The 19,381-nt window shown below is 35.9% G+C and carries 15 protein-coding genes; 10 read left to right on the top strand and 5 right to left on the bottom strand.

Going from position 1 to position 19,381, the window contains the following annotated elements:
* Positions 1 to 2: 2 nt before the first annotated feature.
* The 3 genes from AC1RRQ_RS08655 to AC1RRQ_RS08645 all read right to left on the bottom strand — a co-directional run bounded on the left by AC1RRQ_RS08655 (position 3) and on the right by AC1RRQ_RS08645 (position 3,591).
* On the bottom strand, positions 3 to 1,139 hold the full coding sequence (locus tag AC1RRQ_RS08655; RefSeq protein ID WP_493022620.1) for a CaiB/BaiF CoA transferase family protein: 1,137 nt from the start codon (positions 1,137 to 1,139) through the stop codon (positions 3 to 5).
* A 164-nt stretch (positions 1,140 to 1,303) separates the two neighbouring features.
* Positions 1,304 to 2,446: a CaiB/BaiF CoA transferase family protein gene (locus AC1RRQ_RS08650; RefSeq protein ID WP_493022619.1), complete on the bottom strand. Its 1,143-nt coding sequence runs from the start codon at positions 2,444 to 2,446 to the stop codon at positions 1,304 to 1,306.
* On the bottom strand, positions 2,443 to 3,591 hold the full coding sequence (locus AC1RRQ_RS08645; protein WP_493022618.1) for an ABC transporter substrate-binding protein: 1,149 nt from the start codon (positions 3,589 to 3,591) through the stop codon (positions 2,443 to 2,445). The genes AC1RRQ_RS08650 and AC1RRQ_RS08645 overlap by 4 nt, the downstream gene beginning before the upstream one ends.
* A gap of 325 nt (positions 3,592 to 3,916) precedes the next feature.
* Here AC1RRQ_RS08645 and AC1RRQ_RS08640 point away from each other — a divergent pair, with 325 nt between their 5' ends.
* The 5 genes from AC1RRQ_RS08640 to AC1RRQ_RS08620 all read left to right on the top strand — a co-directional run bounded on the left by AC1RRQ_RS08640 (position 3,917) and on the right by AC1RRQ_RS08620 (position 8,539).
* Entirely contained in the window at positions 3,917 to 4,681 is a 765-nt protein-coding gene (locus AC1RRQ_RS08640) for an SDR family NAD(P)-dependent oxidoreductase (protein ID WP_493022617.1), read from the top strand.
* Between the two features lie 152 nt (positions 4,682 to 4,833).
* Positions 4,834 to 5,688, top strand: coding sequence for a fumarylacetoacetate hydrolase family protein (locus tag AC1RRQ_RS08635; RefSeq protein ID WP_493022616.1), 855 nt, complete (start codon positions 4,834 to 4,836; stop codon positions 5,686 to 5,688).
* Between the two features lie 18 nt (positions 5,689 to 5,706).
* Entirely contained in the window at positions 5,707 to 6,720 is a 1,014-nt protein-coding gene (locus AC1RRQ_RS08630) for a zinc-binding alcohol dehydrogenase family protein (protein ID WP_493022615.1), read from the top strand.
* A 178-nt stretch (positions 6,721 to 6,898) separates the two neighbouring features.
* A complete protein-coding gene (locus AC1RRQ_RS08625; protein WP_493022614.1) occupies positions 6,899 to 7,696 on the top strand; it encodes an SDR family oxidoreductase in 798 nt (265 codons plus the stop codon).
* A 6-nt stretch (positions 7,697 to 7,702) separates the two neighbouring features.
* Entirely contained in the window at positions 7,703 to 8,539 is an 837-nt protein-coding gene (locus AC1RRQ_RS08620; RefSeq protein WP_493022613.1) for an amidohydrolase family protein, read from the top strand.
* 108 nt (positions 8,540 to 8,647) lie between these two features.
* Here the strand turns inward: AC1RRQ_RS08620 and pelA are convergent, their stop codons facing one another.
* Both pelA and AC1RRQ_RS08610 read right to left on the bottom strand, forming a co-directional pair.
* Entirely contained in the window at positions 8,648 to 9,838 is a 1,191-nt protein-coding gene (gene pelA, locus AC1RRQ_RS08615; protein ID WP_493022612.1) for a pectate lyase, read from the bottom strand.
* A gap of 14 nt (positions 9,839 to 9,852) precedes the next feature.
* Positions 9,853 to 11,535: a glycoside hydrolase family 28 protein gene (locus tag AC1RRQ_RS08610; RefSeq protein ID WP_493022611.1), complete on the bottom strand. Its 1,683-nt coding sequence runs from the start codon at positions 11,533 to 11,535 to the stop codon at positions 9,853 to 9,855.
* A gap of 433 nt (positions 11,536 to 11,968) precedes the next feature.
* On the opposite strand from AC1RRQ_RS08610, the gene AC1RRQ_RS08605 reads away from it, so the two are divergent.
* The 5 genes from AC1RRQ_RS08605 to AC1RRQ_RS08585 all read left to right on the top strand — a co-directional run bounded on the left by AC1RRQ_RS08605 (position 11,969) and on the right by AC1RRQ_RS08585 (position 18,945).
* Positions 11,969 to 14,470 carry an L-rhamnose mutarotase gene (locus AC1RRQ_RS08605; RefSeq protein ID WP_493022610.1) on the top strand — a complete coding sequence of 834 codons (2,502 nt, stop codon included), beginning with the start codon at positions 11,969 to 11,971 and terminating at the stop codon, positions 14,468 to 14,470.
* Between the two features lie 198 nt (positions 14,471 to 14,668).
* The gene (locus AC1RRQ_RS08600; RefSeq protein WP_253789954.1) at positions 14,669 to 15,733 is read left to right on the top strand and encodes a Gfo/Idh/MocA family protein; all 1,065 of its coding nucleotides are present in this window, start codon (positions 14,669 to 14,671) and stop codon (positions 15,731 to 15,733) included.
* Positions 15,730 to 17,310, top strand: a complete 1,581-nt coding sequence (locus AC1RRQ_RS08595; RefSeq protein WP_493022609.1) for a sodium:solute symporter — start codon at positions 15,730 to 15,732, stop codon at positions 17,308 to 17,310. Before AC1RRQ_RS08600 ends, AC1RRQ_RS08595 begins: the two co-directional genes overlap by 4 nt.
* Positions 17,311 to 17,443: 133 nt before the next feature.
* Positions 17,444 to 18,619, top strand: a complete 1,176-nt coding sequence (locus AC1RRQ_RS08590; protein ID WP_493022608.1) for a hypothetical protein — start codon at positions 17,444 to 17,446, stop codon at positions 18,617 to 18,619.
* Between the two features lie 65 nt (positions 18,620 to 18,684).
* Positions 18,685 to 18,945: a hypothetical protein gene (locus AC1RRQ_RS08585; protein WP_493022607.1), complete on the top strand. Its 261-nt coding sequence runs from the start codon at positions 18,685 to 18,687 to the stop codon at positions 18,943 to 18,945.
* Positions 18,946 to 19,381: the final 436 nt, after the last annotated feature.

Raw genomic sequence — 19,381 nt, 5'->3', positions numbered from 1 at the left:
ATCTATGCTATAAATTCTTTTATAATTCGCTCGTTATCCTGTCCTAATTTCGGAGAACCTTTAGTCGATGTAAAATATTCGCCGTCAATTTTTATAGGGCATCTTGTCGTTTTATACGAATAGCCGTCGAGCATTTCAACTTGCTGCGTAAACTCTAAAACTTTAAAACCGTCTTCCCTAAAAAGCTGTTCGTAGTTTAGAACTCCTGCGCACCAAATGTCAGCCGGTTCTAAAATGTCCAGCCAAAATTGTGTTTCATGTGTTAATAGGTGAGAAGCCAGAATATTTTTGATCTCATCTCTAAGTGTAAATTTATTCTCAGGGAATTGTAATAATGCATCACATTGCAGCAAGGAAGCCAAAACGGGAATTGATCCCATTGCCAGAGCCAGATAGCCGTTTTTGGTCTGGTAAATTCCGTATGGCGCGCCCAAATAAGCGTGGGCATTATTAGTTTTAGTTCTAACGGGTAATTCACCGCCATCATTAAAGAAAGTCGTAATGGTTTCAAACTGAAAATCAAAAGCCGATTCGAGCATACTTACCTGAACCGTTCCGCCAATATTTTGTGCTGCTTTTCGATATAAAGCGGCTAAAATTCCCTGTGCTAAATGTGCTCCCGCAAGCATATCTACAATTGATAATCCCATTGGTACAGGGCCGTCGTCCTGATTGCCGCTCAGCCAAGTTAAAGCGGTTAAAGATTGTAATAACAAATCCTGCCCCGGTAAATCTTTAAGTTCGGGATGATTTCCAAAACCTGAAATCGAAGCGTACACCACCGTTGGATTTATCGCTTTTACATCCTCATAACTTAAACCAATGCGTTCCATAACGCCTGGTCTGAAATTGTGCATAACCACATCGGCTTTGGCTAATAATTTTTTTAATTTTTGAAGTTCCTCCGGCTGTTTAAAATCAATGGCAAATGATTCTTTATTTCTGTTTATGGTATGAAAAACAGACGATTCGCCGTTCATGATTAAGTCAGAAGTATATAAGGTTCTGCAGATATCGCCAGTTCCCGGTTTCTCAATTTTTATAACGCGCGCGCCCAAATCGGCCAAACGAAGACTCGCCGACGGACCCGAAAGAAACTGACTAAAATCTACTATTAAATAATCTTCTAAAGGTTTCATTTTTTTTGTTTAACCGTTTTATTGTTTATTCGTTTAATCGTTTAATCGTTTAATCGTTGTATTTGTTTAACCGTTTATCAATTTAAGGGGGGAATCGTTTAATCATTAATTCATCGTTTTGTTCAACACGATTAAACGATTAAACGAATCAACGATTCAACAGTTTACCGAATAAACTCTTTGTGTATTACTGCATTATCTTCGCCCACTTTTGGAGCTGCTTTTGTACTGCTTAAAATTTTACCATCCAGCTGAATGGGACTTCTGGTGGTAACCAGAGTTTCGCCATCGGAATTTTTTACGGTTTGTTTTAAGTTTAATTCCTTTACAAAAGGCTGTTGGTCCAACGTTTCATAATCGAGCACTTTTCCTGCCCAAATACCTTGTTTTTGAAGTAATTCTAACCAATAATATGCTTTTTGTTCGGCTAATTTATCGGCTAAAAGAATTCTGATTTCGTCTCTTTTTTCAAACCAAATATGCTTGTCTGCATAATTTTTTAAATCGACTCCAAGCGTATTTCCTATAAAAAGTAAATCGCCCATGGCTAGCGAAATATAATCGTCTTGTGTTTTGTAAACTCCGTAAGGCGCACTCAAAAAAGCATGTGCGCTTCCTTTAATATCGCCTCGTTCCGGCTGTTGTCCGCCATCGTTTAAAAAAGAAGTAAGCGCCTCAAACTGAACATCTAAAATAGATTCAAGTAAACTCACTTCAACCAAAACACCTTTTCCGGTTTTGGCTCTTTTTAATAAAGCGGCTAAAATTCCCTGCACGAAATGATTCCCGCACATTAAATCGGCTACAGCCAAACCAAACGGAACGGGACCCTGACTTTTTCGGCCGCTCAGCCAGCTTAAACCCGAAAGTGACTGCAAAAGCAAATCCTGTCCTGGTTTTTTTGCCCAAGGACCTTTATCGCCGTAACCAGTTATGGTTCCGTATATTATTTTTGGATTAATAGCAAGTGACGCAGTAAAATCTAATCCGATTTTTTCCATCACGCCCGGTCTGAAATTATGCGTCATGATATCCGCCTTTTCGATTAGTTTTTTGATTAAAACCAAATCGTCAGGATTTTTTAAATCGGCTGCAAACGATTCTTTGTTTCTATTAATCGTATGAAATAAAAGACTGCTGTCGTCAACAAAAAGATCTTTAATGCTTAATTGTCGGCAGGCTTCGCCTTTTACTGGACGTTCGATTTTAATTACTCGTGCGCCTAAATCGGCTAACTTTAACCCGGCAGAAGGACCCGCCAAAAACTGGCAGAACTCTAATACAATTAATCCTTCTAATGGTTTCATGAATTTTGCAGTTTTAAGGATTTAGTATAAAGTGCATTCAAGGCATCTAAAACCAGTTCTTCGCTGCCGCCATTTATTAGATAATCGCGAACCACATCGCCTGCATGATCCTGAAAATACATGTGTCCGGAATATCTTGGTCGCAGAAAAGCTCTTTCTAAAGCTGGTAAAGTATTTTTGAAATAATTATTGGTAATAGAATTGATTCGGTCGTTTTTCCAGGCTTGCAAATGCCCAGGCTGACCTCCGTTATCGGCAAAAATATTCTGCTGTACTTGAGATGAACCTGTAAATTCGGCATAACGAATCGCTTCCGGAATATGTTTACTGAAAGAAGAAACTGCTAATCCTGTTCCGCCCAGAGAACTTATCATAGACGCATTATTCAGCTTAACCAAATCATAAAAATGAAGCAGGTTTTTGCTGTATCCTGCTCTTGAATAATTAGAATATCCGTAAGCAAAAGGGCAGTAAGCAATTTCATCTGAATTGACCATCGCTTCGTAAACCTGAATTGGATTTCGGTTAAAGTTAGCCGGATCAATTAATTGTGCCAATTCCCGAAACATCTGCAAAGCTTTTTTTCCTGTTTCTATGGAAATTACTTTTTCTTCAGACTGAAACGGAGCTTCGCTTAAACTGCAGCAAAACATATAAAAACTCATTAAAACATCAACCGGAATTCCGGCAAATGCAACCAATCCTTTTTTGGCCAAAGCCAATAAATCGTCGTATGTCTGCGGAACTTTAAATCCTTTTTTTTCTAAAATATCCAAACGCGCGGCAGCAACCGGAGTCGCAGCATCAATTGGCAAAGCCCATAATTTATTGCTGAAAACATAGCTGCCGTATGATTTTCCTACGGTATTTATTTCCTGATCTTTAATATAATCGGCAGGCAGATAATCAGAGAGTGGGAGGATAGCATTAGTATACGCCCCAAAACCTGTCCACGGATGATCGATAACCAGTAGATCAAATCGCTTTGCTAAATCTTCGATCGAAGCATCTGCAAATTCTTGTAAACTTCTTTTCTCCCAGGTAATTTCGATATCCGGATTTAATTCGGTAAAGCGCTGTGCCGTTGCAACCATAGGGAGTAAACCTCTTGTATGATTCCACGTAATGCCTTTTAATACTGCCATTTGTATTGATTTTGGTGTAGGTAAAATAATAAATGTAAAAAATACAATTACAAAATTAGAAATAAGATTGGATTGCGCAAGAAAATGTAACTTTTTGCATTAAATTTTTTGATAATAGTTTTGTACGAAGCGTATTTTTTTACAAACCGAATAAAAAATGTTATAATTTATTAAAGAATGATCATTTTCTGATTTTAACATTAAAATAAAATGCAAATATTGTTATAATCGATTACATTTGTAATTGTGTTTTTTACATTTATTATTTTTGAGAGATGTTTGAAGCGCTGAAATTTGATTTCTATAATACTAAATACTATTAAAAATGTTTTCATTACAAAATAAAAAAGCAGTTATAACAGGAGGTGGCAGCGGGATTGGAAGAGCGATTGCGGCCTTGTTTGCCAAACAGGGAGCAGAAGTTCATATTATTGATTTATCTATAGAAAGTGCACAGGATGCTGTTGACGAAATTAAAAAGGCAGGAGGAAATGTGTTTTCGTATGCTTGTAATGTTTCCAGTCAAGCTGATGTTAAAGCGGTTTTTGAAAAAATTGGAAATATTAATATTCTAATCAATAATGCGGGAATTGCTAATGTTGGAAAAGCGGATACGACCTCTGAAACTGATTTTGACCGTGTAATGGATGTAAACGTAAAAGGTGTTTACAACTGCTTGTTTGCTGCGATTCCGCAATTCCGACTTTCAAATGGCGGTGTAATTTTAAATATGGCGTCGATTGCGGCCTGGGTTGGAATTTCGGACAGATTTGCTTATTCAACTGCAAAAGGAGCGGTTATGGCGATGACTTTATCTGTAGCAAGAGATTATTTGAGTGAAAATATTAGATGTAATTCTATTTCTCCGGCAAGGGTTCACACGCCTTTTGTTGATGGATTCATCTCTAAAAATTACGCCGGAAAAGAAGAAGAAATGTTCGATAAACTTTCTAAATCACAGCCAATTGGCCGTATGGGAAAACCAGACGAAATCGCCGCTTTGGCACTATACTTATGCAGCGAAGAAGCCGGATTTATCACCGGATGCGATTACCCAATTGATGGTGGATTTATTAAACTGAATAATTAATTGAAGGTTCTGAGGGACTAAGATTCTAAGGTACTAAGGAAAAAACTGAGAACCTTAGAATCTTAGTAACTCAGTACCTCAGTACCTTTAAAATAAAACCTTAGAATCTCAGAACCTCAGAACCTTAGTAACTTTAAAAAAAAATATATACAATGAAATTAATACGTTTTGGAGAAATCGGGAAAGAAAAACCAGGAGTTTTAATTAATGAAAAAAGATATGATGTTTCTTCTATCGTTTCAGACTTCAACGAAAGTTTTTTTGAAGAAAACGGATTGGAAAAACTACAAAAAGCATTAGAAAGCAATCCTTCTTTACCAGAAGTTGATGCCAATGTACGCTTGGGATCTCCGGTTGCGAGACCTTCAAAAATAATCTGTATTGGATTAAATTATGTAGATCACTGTAAAGAAACAGGTGCTCCAATTCCAACAGAACCAATTATCTTTTTTAAATCAACGACTTCTTTATGCGGCCCGGACGATGATGTAATTATCCCGAAAAACAGTGTAAAAACCGACTGGGAAGTGGAGTTAGCATTTGTAGTAGGAAAAAAAGCAAGTTATGTTGAAGAAGCAGAAGCTTTAGATTACGTTGCAGGTTACGCTTTATTGAACGATTACAGCGAAAGAGAATTTCAAATTGAGCGCGGCGGACAATGGGCAAAAGGAAAAGGCTGCGATACATTTGCGCCTCTTGGACCATTTTTGGCTACGAAAGACGAAGTAAAAGATGTTGATAATTTATCGATGTGGTTAAGCGTAAACGGTAAAAAATACCAAGACAGCAACACGCTGAATCTGGTTTTTAAAATTCCGTATTTAGTACATTATTTAAGTCAGTTTATGACTTTGCTTCCGGGCGATATCATTAGTACAGGAACGCCTCCGGGAGTTGGTTTAGGTATTAAACCAGATCCAATTTACTTAAAAGCCGGCGATGTTGTAGAACTTGGAATTGAAGGTTTGGGTACAAGTAAGCAGACTGCAGTTGCATATAAAAAGTAATCTAAAACAAAATTGAAGATGAAATTTATTGTATGCGAAAAGCCGCAAGAATTTAAATTAAAAGAAAAAGAAATTCCGGAACCAAAAGACGGTGAAGTTCTATTAAAAATAAAAAGAATTGGTATCTGCGGAACTGATATTCATGCTTTTGGCGGAACACAGCCGTATTTTGAATATCCTAGAATTTTGGGTCACGAACTGGCAGCAGAATATGTAAAAGGAAATGCAGCAGGTTTTAAACCGGGCGATAAAGTCACTTTTATTCCATATTTCAATTGCGGAACTTGTGTTGCATGCCGAAACGGATTGACAAACTGCTGTGTAAACATCAAAGTTTTTGGAGTTCACATCGATGGCGGAATGGCTGAATATGTAACAATTCCGGAACAGTATTTACTTCACGGTCAGGGATTAGATTATGACGAACTGGCTTTGGTTGAACCATTGGCAATTGCAGCGCACGGAGTACGAAGAGCAGCTGTTAAGTCAACGGATACGGTTTTGGTAATGGGAGCAGGGCCAATTGGAATTGGATTGATTCAGTTTGCTAAAATTGCCGGAGCAAAAGTGATCGTAATGGATATCAACGATTACCGATTAAATTTCTGCAAAACGGAATTAAATGCTGATGAAACTATTAATCCGTTAAACGATGATGTAGCCGCAAAACTGGCTGAATTGACAAACGGTGATATGGCCAATGTAGTTATTGACGCAACTGGAAATCAGAAAGTAATGAACAGTGCTTTTAATTATATTTCGCATGGCGGAAGATTTGTTTTAGTGGGACTTCAAAAAGGAGAATTAAGTTTCAGTCATCCTGATTTCCATAAAAGAGAATCGACTTTAATGAGCAGCAGAAATGCGACTATTGAAGATTTTGAATATGTTATGAAATGTTTGAAAGAAGGTAAAATAGATCCTAAAAAATACATTACGCACAGAACCAATTTCTCTGAAATGATTACAGATTTCGCGCAATTAATCGATCCAAAAAACAATGTAATCAAAGCGTTAATTGAGATTGACTAAGAGTATAGTTAAAGTTTTACGCAAACTTTGTCATTTCGAGGAACGAGAAATCTTCGCAAGAAACTCTACAAAGATTGGTGAATTTCAATGAGGAGCTTCTTGTGATGATCCTTCCTTCGTCAGGATGACAAAAATGTGAAAATTCAACTACTATTAAACCTTATAAATAACCACAAAAATGGATTTAAATTTAAAAAACAAAATAATTGTCGTTTCCGGTTCGGCTGGAAAAGAAGGCAGTATTGGAGAAACCATCATTAACCGAATTGCAGACGAAGGAGGAATCCCGGTTTTGGTTGATCGCAATGCCAGAGGTTTCGCTTACGCGGAAAATCTTCAAAAAAGAGGAATAGATTCTTTATTTGTGCAAACCGATGTGACTGATCCTGTTGAAATCGAAAATGCGGTTAAAACAATCGCAGCAAAATACGGAAGAATCGACGCTGTTATCAACAATGTTGGAGTTAATGACGGTGCGGGTTTAGAAGCAAGTTATGAGGAATTTATGAATTCTTTAAAGCTGAATGTAGTAAGTTACTTTTTGCTGGTTAAATACGCGCTTCCGTACTTAAAAGAATCAAAAGGAAATATACTGAATATTGGTTCAAAAGTAGCTTTAACAGGACAGGGTGGCACTTCGGGTTATGCTGCTGCAAAAGGCGGCGTTTTAGGACTTACAAGAGAATGGGCGGTAGATTTGATTCAATTCGGAATCCGTTCGAACGCCATTATTATTGCCGAAAGTTATACTCCGGCATACGAAGACTGGATTAAAACGTTGGCAGATGGAGAAACCGTTTTAAAGAAAATCAACAAAAGCATTCCGTTTGAAGGCAGAATGACCAAAACAGAAGAAATTGCAGATACGGCGCTTTTCATTATTTCGGATCGTTCTTCGCATACTACCGGACAATTTGTTTTTGTAGATGGAGGTTACGTGCATTTAGATCGTGCTTTAATCAACGATGTAAACTAATTCAAAATGAATAACCGAATTGATTCTCATCAACATTTTTGGAAATTTGACCCTGTTAGAGACAGTTGGATTGATGAAAGTATGTCGAAAATTCAAAGAGATTTCCTTCCGGAAGATTTATTGCCTCTGCTTACAGAAAACAAATTTTCAGGTTGTGTAGCGGTTCAGGCAAGTCAGTCGGAAGACGAAACCATTTTTCTTGCAGATCTGGCTTCAAAAAATGATTTTATAAAAGGAATCGTGGGCTGGGTTGATCTTCGTGCCGAAAATATATCAGAACGTTTACGTCATTTTTCTTCGAATAAAACTATTAAAGGATTCCGACATGTTGTTCAAGGTGAAGCCGATGATTTTATGTTTAGAGAAGATTTTCGCAAAGGAATCTCGGCTTTAAAAGAGTTTGATTTTACGTATGATATTCTGATTTTTCATCGTCAGTTGCCAGTAGCAATAAGCTTGGTAAAAAATTTCCCGAATCAAAAGTTTGTAATCGATCATATTGCGAAACCCGATATTAAATCAGGCAATATTGATTCCTGGAAAAGCGGTATCGAAGAAATCGCAAAATACGATAATGTATGGTGCAAAATTTCCGGAATGGTCACAGAAGCCGACTGGAAAAACTGGAAACCAGAGGATTTGAAACCGTACTTGGATGTAATTTTTGAAAATTTCCCAACAGATAAAATACTATACGGTTCAGATTGGCCTGTTCTAAATGTAGCTTCTGATTATCATGAAGTTGTAAAAACGTTAGAGGATTATATTTCGAAATTTTCTATCGAAGATCAGAATAAAATTTGGTTTGAAAATGCGGTTTCGTTTTATAGCTTGAATGATTAATTTAATATACGCAATCTTGTCATTGCGAGGAACGAAGCAATCACATTTTCTATATCCAGCTTTGTTTGGTTAATCTTAGTGAGATTGCTTCGTTCCTCGCAATGACTCTTAATTCTTCAAAACATCATTCCCAGAATCCCATTTTTTCTGCCAGGCTGCATATTTCTTGAAAACCTTTTCCGGTTTATCGGTATACCACGCATAACCGCTTCTGCGTTCTCGGCTTACTTCTGCCAAAGAATACAAAAACTGACTGTCTCTATCGCAAAATAAAGGTTTATGAGTTCCTAATTCATAATATCTCGTCCAAATTGGCGGTGCAGCAGTATCGGTTACTACACGAACATCATTGGTGATTTTTTTGTACTTCGAATCCATTTCCGGAGCCTGAAAACTTTCGACTCTGGTATTATAGATTTTTGAATCCTGAAACCATTTTACAGCACCTTGCACCGAAGCAATTATCTTTTCATCAGGATTATTGATTGCCATTAAAAAGAGTACAACATCTACACTTTCGGCATTGCAGATACTTGGCGGTTCGAACTTTCTTGCCCATGCTGGCAACAGCGTAATTTCATCATGCTGCTGACACCAGGCCGTTAGTTTTCCGTCTTCTTTAATCTGCATTTTTAAAATACAGTCAATTCCTTTTTCGTATGATGTGGTTACTTTTTTTCTGGTTTTAGCATCGATAAAAGCAAAATCAGGGTCGTTGTTTACAATCTTTTTCAACAAATTCATGATGCCCATATAAGCACCGTCATTTAAGGTAATATGTCGGCTGTAGCCTTTTTCTAAAGGGAAATATTGAGGCCAGCCTCCATTGCCGTATTGCGCTTCCAAAATAAAATCAATTCCTTTTAGTGCACCGTCTTTGTATTTAGTCTCTTTAGTCAAAGTATAAACCTGAGCCAGATAATTGACGTGCGTATAAGTGGTTTCATTGTCAAATGTGGTATGCAGAATCGGTTTGGTTTTCATAACCGTATCGATTTGCTTTGGAGTCAAAATTGCTTTCATATCGTAATTCTTCGGCCATCCGCCATTATTACGCTGAAAAAGTAAAATATTATCAGCGATTTTGGCATAATCCGTTTCAGCATATTGAGGCTGATTCGGAATCGGATTTACAATATTGGTTTTGTCTTTAATATGGTACCAATGGTTAGTTCCATCGCTAAAAACTTTGGTGCTGATTACTGATTTTTCTTCTTTGTTAGTTTGGGCATTCGAATGTAGAAACGAAAAAGCACAAAGACTTAAAACAACTGCTTTTGAACTATTGATAAATTTCATTTTTGAAATTGTGATTAAAATTTTACAGCTCCTTTTGGAACATCATTTCCTAGGGTAGTTGTTTTTGAAAAATCTAAGTTTTTAGAAGAAACCAATTCGATATTGGCGTTTCCTTCACCGTTGATATTTACAGCTTTTGCAGATGTAGAATTGAACTCAACATTTTTTAAAGACATATTTTTTACGTTGTAAACTTCAAATACATTACTGTCCTGAATATCCAGTTTTGCATTGCTGATTTTGATTCCGTTTGCATCAATAATCGAAAATCCTTTTTCGGCCGTAACCGTTAAGTTTGAGATTTCGATATTTTCAAGATTCATTTCAGGAAGACCTTGTAAATATACCGCTTGTTGAGCGCCTTTGATAGTAATATTTTTAATCGAAATATTTTTAAACTGAGGAGTTTCAACCGTTACAGGCATAGCTTTATTAACGACTTTATCACCGCCTTCCGCCAAAGTTTCGGCTATCGATTTTCCTCCATAATACAAATTAAAAGAAATAGCCTGCGACGGAATATCAGTCATAAAAACATTCGAAATAAAGATATTTTCTACAACACCACCTCTGCCGCGTGCACTTTTAAAACGTAAACCAACATCAGTTCCCATAAAAGTACAGTTGGAAACGTGCAGGTTTTTTACGCCGCCGGACATTTCACTACCAACCGTTACACCACCATGACCGTGATATACGATATTGTTTCTTACAATGATATTTTCGCACGGAATGCCTCTTTCACGTCCGTCTTTATCTTTTCCTGATTTAATACAGATGGCATCGTCACCAACATCAAAACTTGAATTTTCAACCAAGACATTTTTGCAGCATTCTATGTCAAGACCATCTCCGTTTTGTGAATACCACGGATTACGAACCGTTACATTTCTCACAATCAAATCTTCTACCATAAAAGGATGAATGTTCCAGGCAGGAGAATTTTGAAAAACAGGACCATCAAATAAAACTCTTTTGCTGTTTTGAATGCTCACTAAAACAGGGCGGAGAAAATCGTGAATCGCTTCAAAATCTTCTTTTGTTTTTAAATCTAAACGTACATTTTGATCTGCACCATTAGAACCTTTTAAGTATTGTTCTGATGGATACCAGCTGTCTTTCTTTTCATTTAAAACACCGCCAGAAGCCACAAATTTTTTCCATTGTTCGCCTGTCAGTTTACTCTTTTTAACCTGTCTCCAGGCTTCGCCGGAACCATCCCAGACACCATTTCCTGTAAAAGCTATATTTTCTAAGTTTTTTCCATAAATAGGAGAGATGCATCGCCAGGTGTTTAATCCCTCAAAATTAGTTTCGATAATAGGATACAAAGATTTGTCTGTAGAAAATTTTATTAAAGCACCGCTTTCGGCATGCAATTCAATATTGCTTTTTAAAATAATTGGACCTGTAAGCCAGATTCCCGGAGGAATAATAACTTTTCCGCCTCCTTTTTTAGAAACAGCGTCAATAGCATCGGCGAAAGCCTTCGTATTTAAAACATAACCACCATTAACCGCACCAAAATCTTTTATGTTTACGCTGTTTTTAGGAATAACCGGCTCTTTGACTTTTGACATTTTAAATTCAATGTCTTTATAAGTGTCAGCTGTTTTTTGTGCTAAAACCGGGACAGAAAAACTTGCCGCGAGAATGGTCAATGCTGCGTAGAAAAGATGGGTTAGGTTAGTTTTCATTCGTATTGTATTATGTTTAAAATTTACTTTTTCAGCTTTTTTTGAATGCTGAGTCGATTTTTTTAGAGTTAATTTTTTATTTGATGAATAAAAATGGTCGCATAAAAACAATAATCTATCAATGTAATCGATTACACAAATCTATTAAAAAATTATTATGAAATGACAATTTTGATCTAATTATGACAGATTTTTTGTGAATTTGATTTTTTTAACGAAGAATGATTTCAAATCACGATTTGAATTTTTGCTTCAAAATGGTAGTAAAGCTTACTGATACAGGAGGGTACAGGATGCTTGTCATTTTATATTCTTTTAAATTGTCCCAATTATTTGGTAAAAGTGTTAAAAATACATTTATTTGTAAAAATTATAGCTCTTTAATTTAATGCCTTGTAATTTTATCTCAAGAAAAAAATCAATACTATAAATAATGCGTTTAATTCCTTTCAACAAATTACTGGTCGTTTTTTTAATGGTATTCACACTTTCGGCAAGTGGAGCTGAAATTTGGGTTTCGCCATCAGGAAATGATTCCAACCTCGGAACAAAATCAAATCCGCTGGCAACGGTTCAAATGGCCATGCGAAAAGCCAGAGAACTCCGCCGATTAAAAGATTCATCAATAAAAGACGGAATCCGAATCGTAGTAATGAACGGAACATATTATTTAAACGAACCATTATTTGTACGACCAGAAGATTCCGGAACTGCCGAAAGTCCAACAACAATTGAAGCCGATGCAAATGCGAGACCAATTATAAGTGGCGGAATCGAAATTAAAAATTGGAAAAAAGTAAGTGTTTTAAATGGTAAAAAAGGAACATTCTGGGTTGCCGATGCGCCTCAAAAAGCGGGCTCAATCATCAATTACAGACAATTGTGGGTAAACGGAAAAAAAGCCGTTAGAGCCAAAAATACTGCAGGAAATGCAATGGACAGGATTTTGTCCTGGGATCATCAATCGCAAACCTGCTGGATTCCGTTTAAAGATAAATCGGTTAAGTTCGAACCGGGAATGGAAATGTTTATCGTGCAATGGTGGTCGATTGCGAACCTCAGAATTAAAAATATCGAAGTACAAAAAGACAGCGCCAGACTTTCGTTTGAAGAACCCGAAAGCCGTATTCAAAGTGAGCACCCGTGGCCTGCGCCGTGGATTTCTAAAAACAATGGAAATTCGGCTTTTCATTTAAACAACGCCATTTCATTATTGAACGAACCCGGAGAATGGTTTTTAGATAAAAAGAATGCTAAAATCTATTACATTCCGCGTCAAGGTGAAGAAATCAATTCGGTTACCGTTACGGCTCCGGTTTTAGAAAATCTGGTTGAAGTAAAAGGAACGATCGATTCGCCTGTTCATCATTTTCAATTTAAAGGAATTTCGTTTCAATACAGCAACTGGCTTCGACCTTCACAGCAAGGTCATGTGCCGCTGCAGTCGGGTTTGTATTTGTTAGACGCTTATAAATTGAAAGTTCCAGGAACACCCAATCAGGCGAATTTAGAAAATCAAGCTTGGGTGGGAAGACCTCGTGCAGCGGTTGAAGTGAATTATGCTAATAATATTCAGTTTGAATCGTGCCGTTTTGAGCATTTGGCTTCGACTGGTTTAGATTTAAATAAAGGAACGAATCACAATACAGTAAAGGGAAATTTATTTAAGGATATTGGCGGAAGTGCCATTAACGTTGGGATTTTTTCTGAAGAAGCTTTTGAAGCGCATTTGCCTTTAATCATAAAAGATGAAAGAGAAATGTGTTCTGATGAAGTGATTTCGGATAATTTAATCACCAACGTAACCAATGAAGATTGGGGAACTTTAGGAATCAGCGCTGGATTTGTTCGAAATATTACGATTGAACACAACGAAATTTCGGATGTATCCTATTCCGGAATGGCCATGGGCTGGGGTTGGACGCATACGCCAAACGTAATGCAGAACAATAAAATTCTGGCGAATAAAATTCATCATTATGCGAAACATTTACACGATGTTGCAGGAATTTATACGCTTTCGGCGCAGCCCAACAGCCGAATCGAAGAAAATTATATCGACAAGGTTTATAACAGTCCGTATGCACACGATCCGTTTTTATGGTTGTATTTATATACCGATGAAGGAAGCGAAGGTTTTATGATTAAAAACAACTGGATTGCCGAAAAGAAAATCCTTAAAAACCATAATGGTCCAAAAGGCAACATCTGGGAACATAACGATCCGTATGTAAACACTAAAATTAAAGACAGTGCGGGAATCAGATCGCCTTACAAAGATTTAGAAAAGGAAGTTGTCATCGATGAAAAATGGGGATTGCAGGAAATGCCAAAACCGTATGCAATCGAATTGATAGGTTCTGATTTTGATATCGAAAAAATCAAATCGACTTTGGTTGGTTTTAGAATTGTTGGTCAGGAATTGTACCAATGGAAAAATCATTTGGTGATTTACGGGAAAATGAATCAGCCCGAAAGAACAAAGCGAAAATTGGCGGGTGCTTTTCCTTCTTTAGAAATTAAAATCTATGAGGATTTAGTTTATGATTTCCAAAATTTTGAAAGATGTAAAGATTCAAAACCTGCATCGGATTGGGAAAATGTTGTTTTAACGGCCAATCTTCCTGCTGATGAAAAGCTTCAAAAAGAATATATAGAGTATCACAAAACCCAATTCGAAAAATGGCCGGAAGTTGCCAAAGGTTTCTGTAATGCTGATTTTCAGCAATTACAAGTCTTCAAAAAAGACAGACAATTGATCTTGGTAATCAGTATTCCGAAAGGGGAAAATTTGGATAAACTAAATCCAAAAACAACAGAAAATAATCCGCGCGTAGACGACTGGAATGCTTTAATGAAAAAATACCAAACAGGAATTGAAGGCGCAAAACCAGACGAAACCTGGATTTTCTTGAATAAAGTAGAAACGAAATAATGTTTATTATCCTAACAGGTTTCCAAAACCTGTTAGGTATCTCTTAAGTTCAAAGCAATATTAGCCACAGATTAAAGAATTTACACAGATTAGAAATCCTTTTTAATCTTTTAATCTGTGGCTAAAAAAAACATACCTAACAGGTTTTGGAAACCTGTTAGGATAATCATAACTATCAAAAACCTAAAATAAAGACCAATGTTAAAAATAGCCATTCTGGGACTTGGAGAAGGACGAAGCACAATGTCGGCAGCTATAGAAAGTTCAAAACTAGAACTCGTTAAAATATGCGACCGAAACGAAGAATTGTGTAAACAGCGAGCAAAAGAATTCGATTTTCATTCGTACACCACCAATTACGAGGATTTATTAAACGATTCATCAATTGATATTATAGCGATTTATACGCCAGATCATCTTCACGCACAACATGTAAAACAAGCTCTATTGCACGGAAAACATGTCGTTTGCACAAAACCGTTTATCGATGATCTTTCGGATGCCAAAGAACTCTTAGAATTAAGCAAATCAACTGGAAAGAAAGTTTTCATTGGGCAAAGTTCCCGTTTCTTCGAACCCGCCAAAAGACAAAGAGCCGATTATGAAGCAGGATTAATTGGAGATTTAATTACAATTGAAGCCCAATATCACGCCGATCACAGATGGTTTTTAAAGAAAGAATGGTCGCTTTTGCAATCGTTTAAATGGCTGTACGGAGGTTTGAGTCATCCTGTAGATTTCATCAGATGGTATTTGCCGAATATTCAGGAAGTAATGGGTTACGGAATGATCAGCAGTAACGGACAAAATGCAGGATTGAAGAATGAAGATACGATGCATTTTATCTTTAAAGCAACCGATGGAAGAATCGCACGTGTAAGCGGTGTTTATACTTCACCGACTCAGCCAGCGCAGCGCGACAGCGGCATGAGCACTATTTTAAGAGCAACAGAAGGAGCAAGCCAAGCCGATTATCATGAATTGCGCTATGCTGTTACAGACAAAACTGGTGAAGAAAAAGTGATTACCTGGGGTGATAGCACGATAAAATATTATTTCCGTTTTGAAGGACAAAGTCATCATGGCGGGGAATATCAGAATTATTTAGAATATTTTACAGACAGCATCGAGCAAGGTTTTGAAGCGTATCCAAACATGGAAGAAGGAATTGGAACCGTGGCTTTGTTACAAGCAATGGACAAATCTTTGCAAACTGGAATGCCGGTTAAAATTGCCGATATTCTTAACGAATATGGGCTATGAACAGTATCTACGATAAATTAACCACGCTCGATTTTGTAATTGTTGCGGGTTATTTAGTGGCTTTATTAGTCATTGGATATGTGGTAAGCATGAAACAGAGAAAGAAAAACGAAACGCTTTTTCTGGCCGGAAACTCCTTAAACTGGTACAGCATCGGGTTTAATATGTGGGGAACCAACGTTGGGCCTTCGTCATTATTGGCTTTTGCGAGTATTGGTTACGCTACGGGAATTGTTGCAGGAAATTTCGAATGGTATGCTTTTGTGTTTTTACTGCTTTTGGCGATGGTTTTTGCGCCGAGATATATTGCAAGTAAAGTAAGCACGATGCCCGAATATATGGGAAAACGCTACGGAGACAGTACGCAGAATATTTTGGCTTGGTATGCTTTAGTAAAAATTTTGGTAAGCTGGCTGTCTTTGGGATTATTCAGCGGAGGCGTTTTAGTACGTCAGATTCTGGGAATTCCGATGTGGCAGAGTGTTACCGTTTTAGTGATTTTCTCTGGAATTTTTACTTTCGCAGGAGGATTAAAAGCAATTGCAAAAGTGAATGTTTTTCAGATGATTCTGCTGATTGTAGTTTCATTGACGCTTTCGTTTTTAGGTCTGCAAAAACTGGGCGGAATCGATGTTTTAATTGCTAAAACACCTTCAAACTTTTGGAATTTAGTTCGTCCTTCTGATGATGCACATTATCCGTGGCCAGCAATTTTATTAGGATATCCCGTTGCAGCTGTAGCTTTCTTTTGTACCGATCAATCGATGGTGCAGAGTGTTTTGGGAGCTAAAAATCTGGAACAGGGACAATTGGGCGTAAACTTTATTGGCTGGCTAAAAGTGATGGCTTTGCCGTTGTTTATTCTTCCCGGAATTTTGTGTTATGCGTTATATCCTGAATTAGGAAGCAACTCTGATTTGGCATATATGACCATGGTTACGAATCTTTTCCCAAGCGGAATGAACGGTTTGGTAATCTGTGTGATGATTGCCGTTTTGGTAGGAACAATTGGTTCTTCGTTAAATGCTTTAAGCACCGTTTTTACGAATGATATTTATGTAAAGAAAATCAACCCATCGGCTACGATTCAGGATCAAATTAAAATTGGTCGTTTAACCATTGCTGCTGGATGTGTTTTTGCGATTTTGATTGCTGTTGCGATTGACAATATCAAAGGACAGAATTTATTCAATATTTTTCAGGCGGTTTTAGGTTTCTTGGCGCCTTCGTTATCTGTTGTTTTCCTTTTGAGTGTTTTCTGGAAACGCACTACTAAAAAAGCCGTAAATGCAACGCTTTCTTGGGGTTCTGCATTTAGTTTGTTTGTTGGGGTTTTGTATCTATGGATTTTTCCTGCTGATAAATATCCAGCTTGGCCTCACTTTTTATTGATTTCGTTTTACATTTTTGCCGTGCTTTTAATTACAGCCGTTATTATTTCTCTAACCGATAAAAATCCTGAAGTGAATGTTTCAGATGAAACGGATATTCCTAAAACGAGTAAAAAGGTAAAGATTTTGTTTGGGTTGTTAGGATTGGTGATTTTGATTTTGTATTTGGTTTTTAATGGGAATTAGAATAGTTATCAAATTTATATTATAGAAAAACGCTTCCTAATAATAGGAAGCGTTTTTTGTGTATATGTTTTAAAATATATTTTTTAAAATTGTTTGTATATTTATGTGAATTTCAAAGAAATAAAAATTAAATATGATTAAAATATATGTTGATTGGAATATAATGTCAGGAATGAGAAGTAACCACTTTCCAGAATTATTATCTATACTTTTAAACAATGATAAATTCTTGTGTTTATATTCAACATCACATATTAGTGATATTTTTCGAAGTTATTCGGATGATGAAGAACAGAAAGCAAGAATTCAAGATGATTTAGAATTCATAACAAAAATAACTAATGATTTTTGTCTCTTTAATGATGGTAAAAATATAATTCTGGACCAATATGATCCACAAGAATTACTTGATAGTAGAATTGAAGAGTCGGATATTTTTTCAGATTTATCGATCGATAATTTATTCAAAAGTGATTCCGATGATCCTGTTTTAAATTCATTATTAGAATATTTTAAAACAACCCTAAAATCTTTAGAATTAGACTCTGTTTTTAAAGAAGCATTTGAAAATCCAGAATCTGCAAAAATTTTAAATGACATATTTCCAGGATTGAAAGATGATCTTACAATGAATGGCTTTTTCAATAGCTTTAGTAAAATGAACTATAATTTAAATGAGACAGAAGGTTATAAGGATTTAAGACAAATAGTTCAAAAAATAGGTGTAAATAGTGGGCATTTTAATGAAAATAAAGATCCATTCGAGTTAATTGACAATTCATATAAAAAGAAAGGAATTGAAAATTTTAAATCTAATGAATATTTGCCAAAAGGTAAGAATGCACCAGAATGGTTTGATGATATTATGAATGAATACCTTTATCTGGATATGCATGGTTACAAATCAGATAAAGTTAAAGTATCCGAAAAAGAAAAAAATACATTTACAAATACAACTGATGACGCATCTCATTCCGCTTTTGCTTCTATTTGTAGTTTTTATCTAACTAATGACGATAAAAATTATCATAAAACAAAAGCTGTATATAAAAAACTCTCAATAGAAACAAAAGTTTTAAAACCTGCAGAATTTATAGAATACTACAACGAGTATCTAAGTATCATTCAATCTTGGATCATTTCAAATTACTATTTGAAATTTTTACTAAACCAATTTTTTATGATACAAATAATGATGAAGGACAATATTTTGGAAAAGTGGCCTATCCAAATGAATATTTTTTCAATTTTTTCAACAAAATTTGGGTTCCAATTAGTAAGGGAGAAGATTATTTTTATTTTACATTAAGTACGCTTCCTCCCAATCCAAATAAAATATATACTGCATTTAAAGAGATTGAATCATTAGTCAAAATGTTTTTCGAAGCCTTTGGTCCCGATAAAAATGGATTAGAATTATTTGAAATTTCTGAAATGCAGAATGAAATATGGGTTGGTAGACATTGGTTATCTGATGTTGGCGAGATAAAACTTGTTAGAATAAATGGATGGATACAATTGTATTATAATAATGAAGAAATAAAAAAGAAAATTACAAATGTAAAATTACCTAGTAAAAATTCTTTGCTGATGAGATTGTTAAAAGTATATAAGAGATATTTTAAATCTAAGTAATTTTTTTTTAACTTAATGTGTTTTAAAATCTATCATTATTTCCCAGTCGAAACCAACAACTCCCGAATATCAACCTTCAAATATTTAGAAACCTCATAAAGCGTTTCAATAGAAGGCTGAGCTTCATTTGTACAATAGCAAAAAGCAGTTGATTCTGTTTTTGTAAATGCAATTATGATTCAATTATTCAAGCATAGCCCGTGGTTTCAACCACGGGAAACGTAATACAATAAACATAATGTGATATACTATGCACCCCAGTGGTTGAAACCACTGGCTATGTTTTGAAAAAGATTATAAATAAACAAAAAGAGCAAAGCTGGAGGTATATGTAATAACAATAAAAAAAGGCTTTAGCCAAATTGTACATATTTTGGCTAAAGCTTTTTGAGCTTTTTTTTTTGTTTTCGTCTAGCTAAAGCTGGACGCAATTTTA

This window comes from Flavobacterium sp. GW821-FHT12A05, from assembly GCF_058807735.1.
This window is presented reverse-complemented; position numbering and strand designations above follow the sequence as displayed.

What these genes read in the sequence shown, in the direction of transcription:
- AC1RRQ_RS08655 (WP_493022620.1), bottom strand. Translation starts at nt 1,139, where the DNA reads ATGAAACCTTTAGAAGATTATTTAATAGTAGATTTTAGTCAGTTTCTT.
- AC1RRQ_RS08650 (WP_493022619.1), bottom strand. Translation starts at nt 2,446, where the DNA reads ATGAAACCATTAGAAGGATTAATTGTATTAGAGTTCTGCCAGTTTTTG.
- AC1RRQ_RS08645 (WP_493022618.1), bottom strand. Translation starts at nt 3,591, where the DNA reads ATGGCAGTATTAAAAGGCATTACGTGGAATCATACAAGAGGTTTACTC.
- AC1RRQ_RS08640 (WP_493022617.1), top strand. Translation starts at nt 3,917, where the DNA reads ATGTTTTCATTACAAAATAAAAAAGCAGTTATAACAGGAGGTGGCAGC.
- AC1RRQ_RS08635 (WP_493022616.1), top strand. Translation starts at nt 4,834, where the DNA reads ATGAAATTAATACGTTTTGGAGAAATCGGGAAAGAAAAACCAGGAGTT.
- AC1RRQ_RS08630 (WP_493022615.1), top strand. Translation starts at nt 5,707, where the DNA reads ATGAAATTTATTGTATGCGAAAAGCCGCAAGAATTTAAATTAAAAGAA.
- AC1RRQ_RS08625 (WP_493022614.1), top strand. Translation starts at nt 6,899, where the DNA reads ATGGATTTAAATTTAAAAAACAAAATAATTGTCGTTTCCGGTTCGGCT.
- AC1RRQ_RS08620 (WP_493022613.1), top strand. Translation starts at nt 7,703, where the DNA reads ATGAATAACCGAATTGATTCTCATCAACATTTTTGGAAATTTGACCCT.
- pelA (WP_493022612.1), bottom strand. Translation starts at nt 9,838, where the DNA reads ATGAAATTTATCAATAGTTCAAAAGCAGTTGTTTTAAGTCTTTGTGCT.
- AC1RRQ_RS08610 (WP_493022611.1), bottom strand. Translation starts at nt 11,535, where the DNA reads ATGAAAACTAACCTAACCCATCTTTTCTACGCAGCATTGACCATTCTC.
- AC1RRQ_RS08605 (WP_493022610.1), top strand. Translation starts at nt 11,969, where the DNA reads ATGCGTTTAATTCCTTTCAACAAATTACTGGTCGTTTTTTTAATGGTA.
- AC1RRQ_RS08600 (WP_253789954.1), top strand. Translation starts at nt 14,669, where the DNA reads ATGTTAAAAATAGCCATTCTGGGACTTGGAGAAGGACGAAGCACAATG.
- AC1RRQ_RS08595 (WP_493022609.1), top strand. Translation starts at nt 15,730, where the DNA reads ATGAACAGTATCTACGATAAATTAACCACGCTCGATTTTGTAATTGTT.
- AC1RRQ_RS08590 (WP_493022608.1), top strand. Translation starts at nt 17,444, where the DNA reads ATGATTAAAATATATGTTGATTGGAATATAATGTCAGGAATGAGAAGT.
- AC1RRQ_RS08585 (WP_493022607.1), top strand. Translation starts at nt 18,685, where the DNA reads ATGTTTTTCGAAGCCTTTGGTCCCGATAAAAATGGATTAGAATTATTT.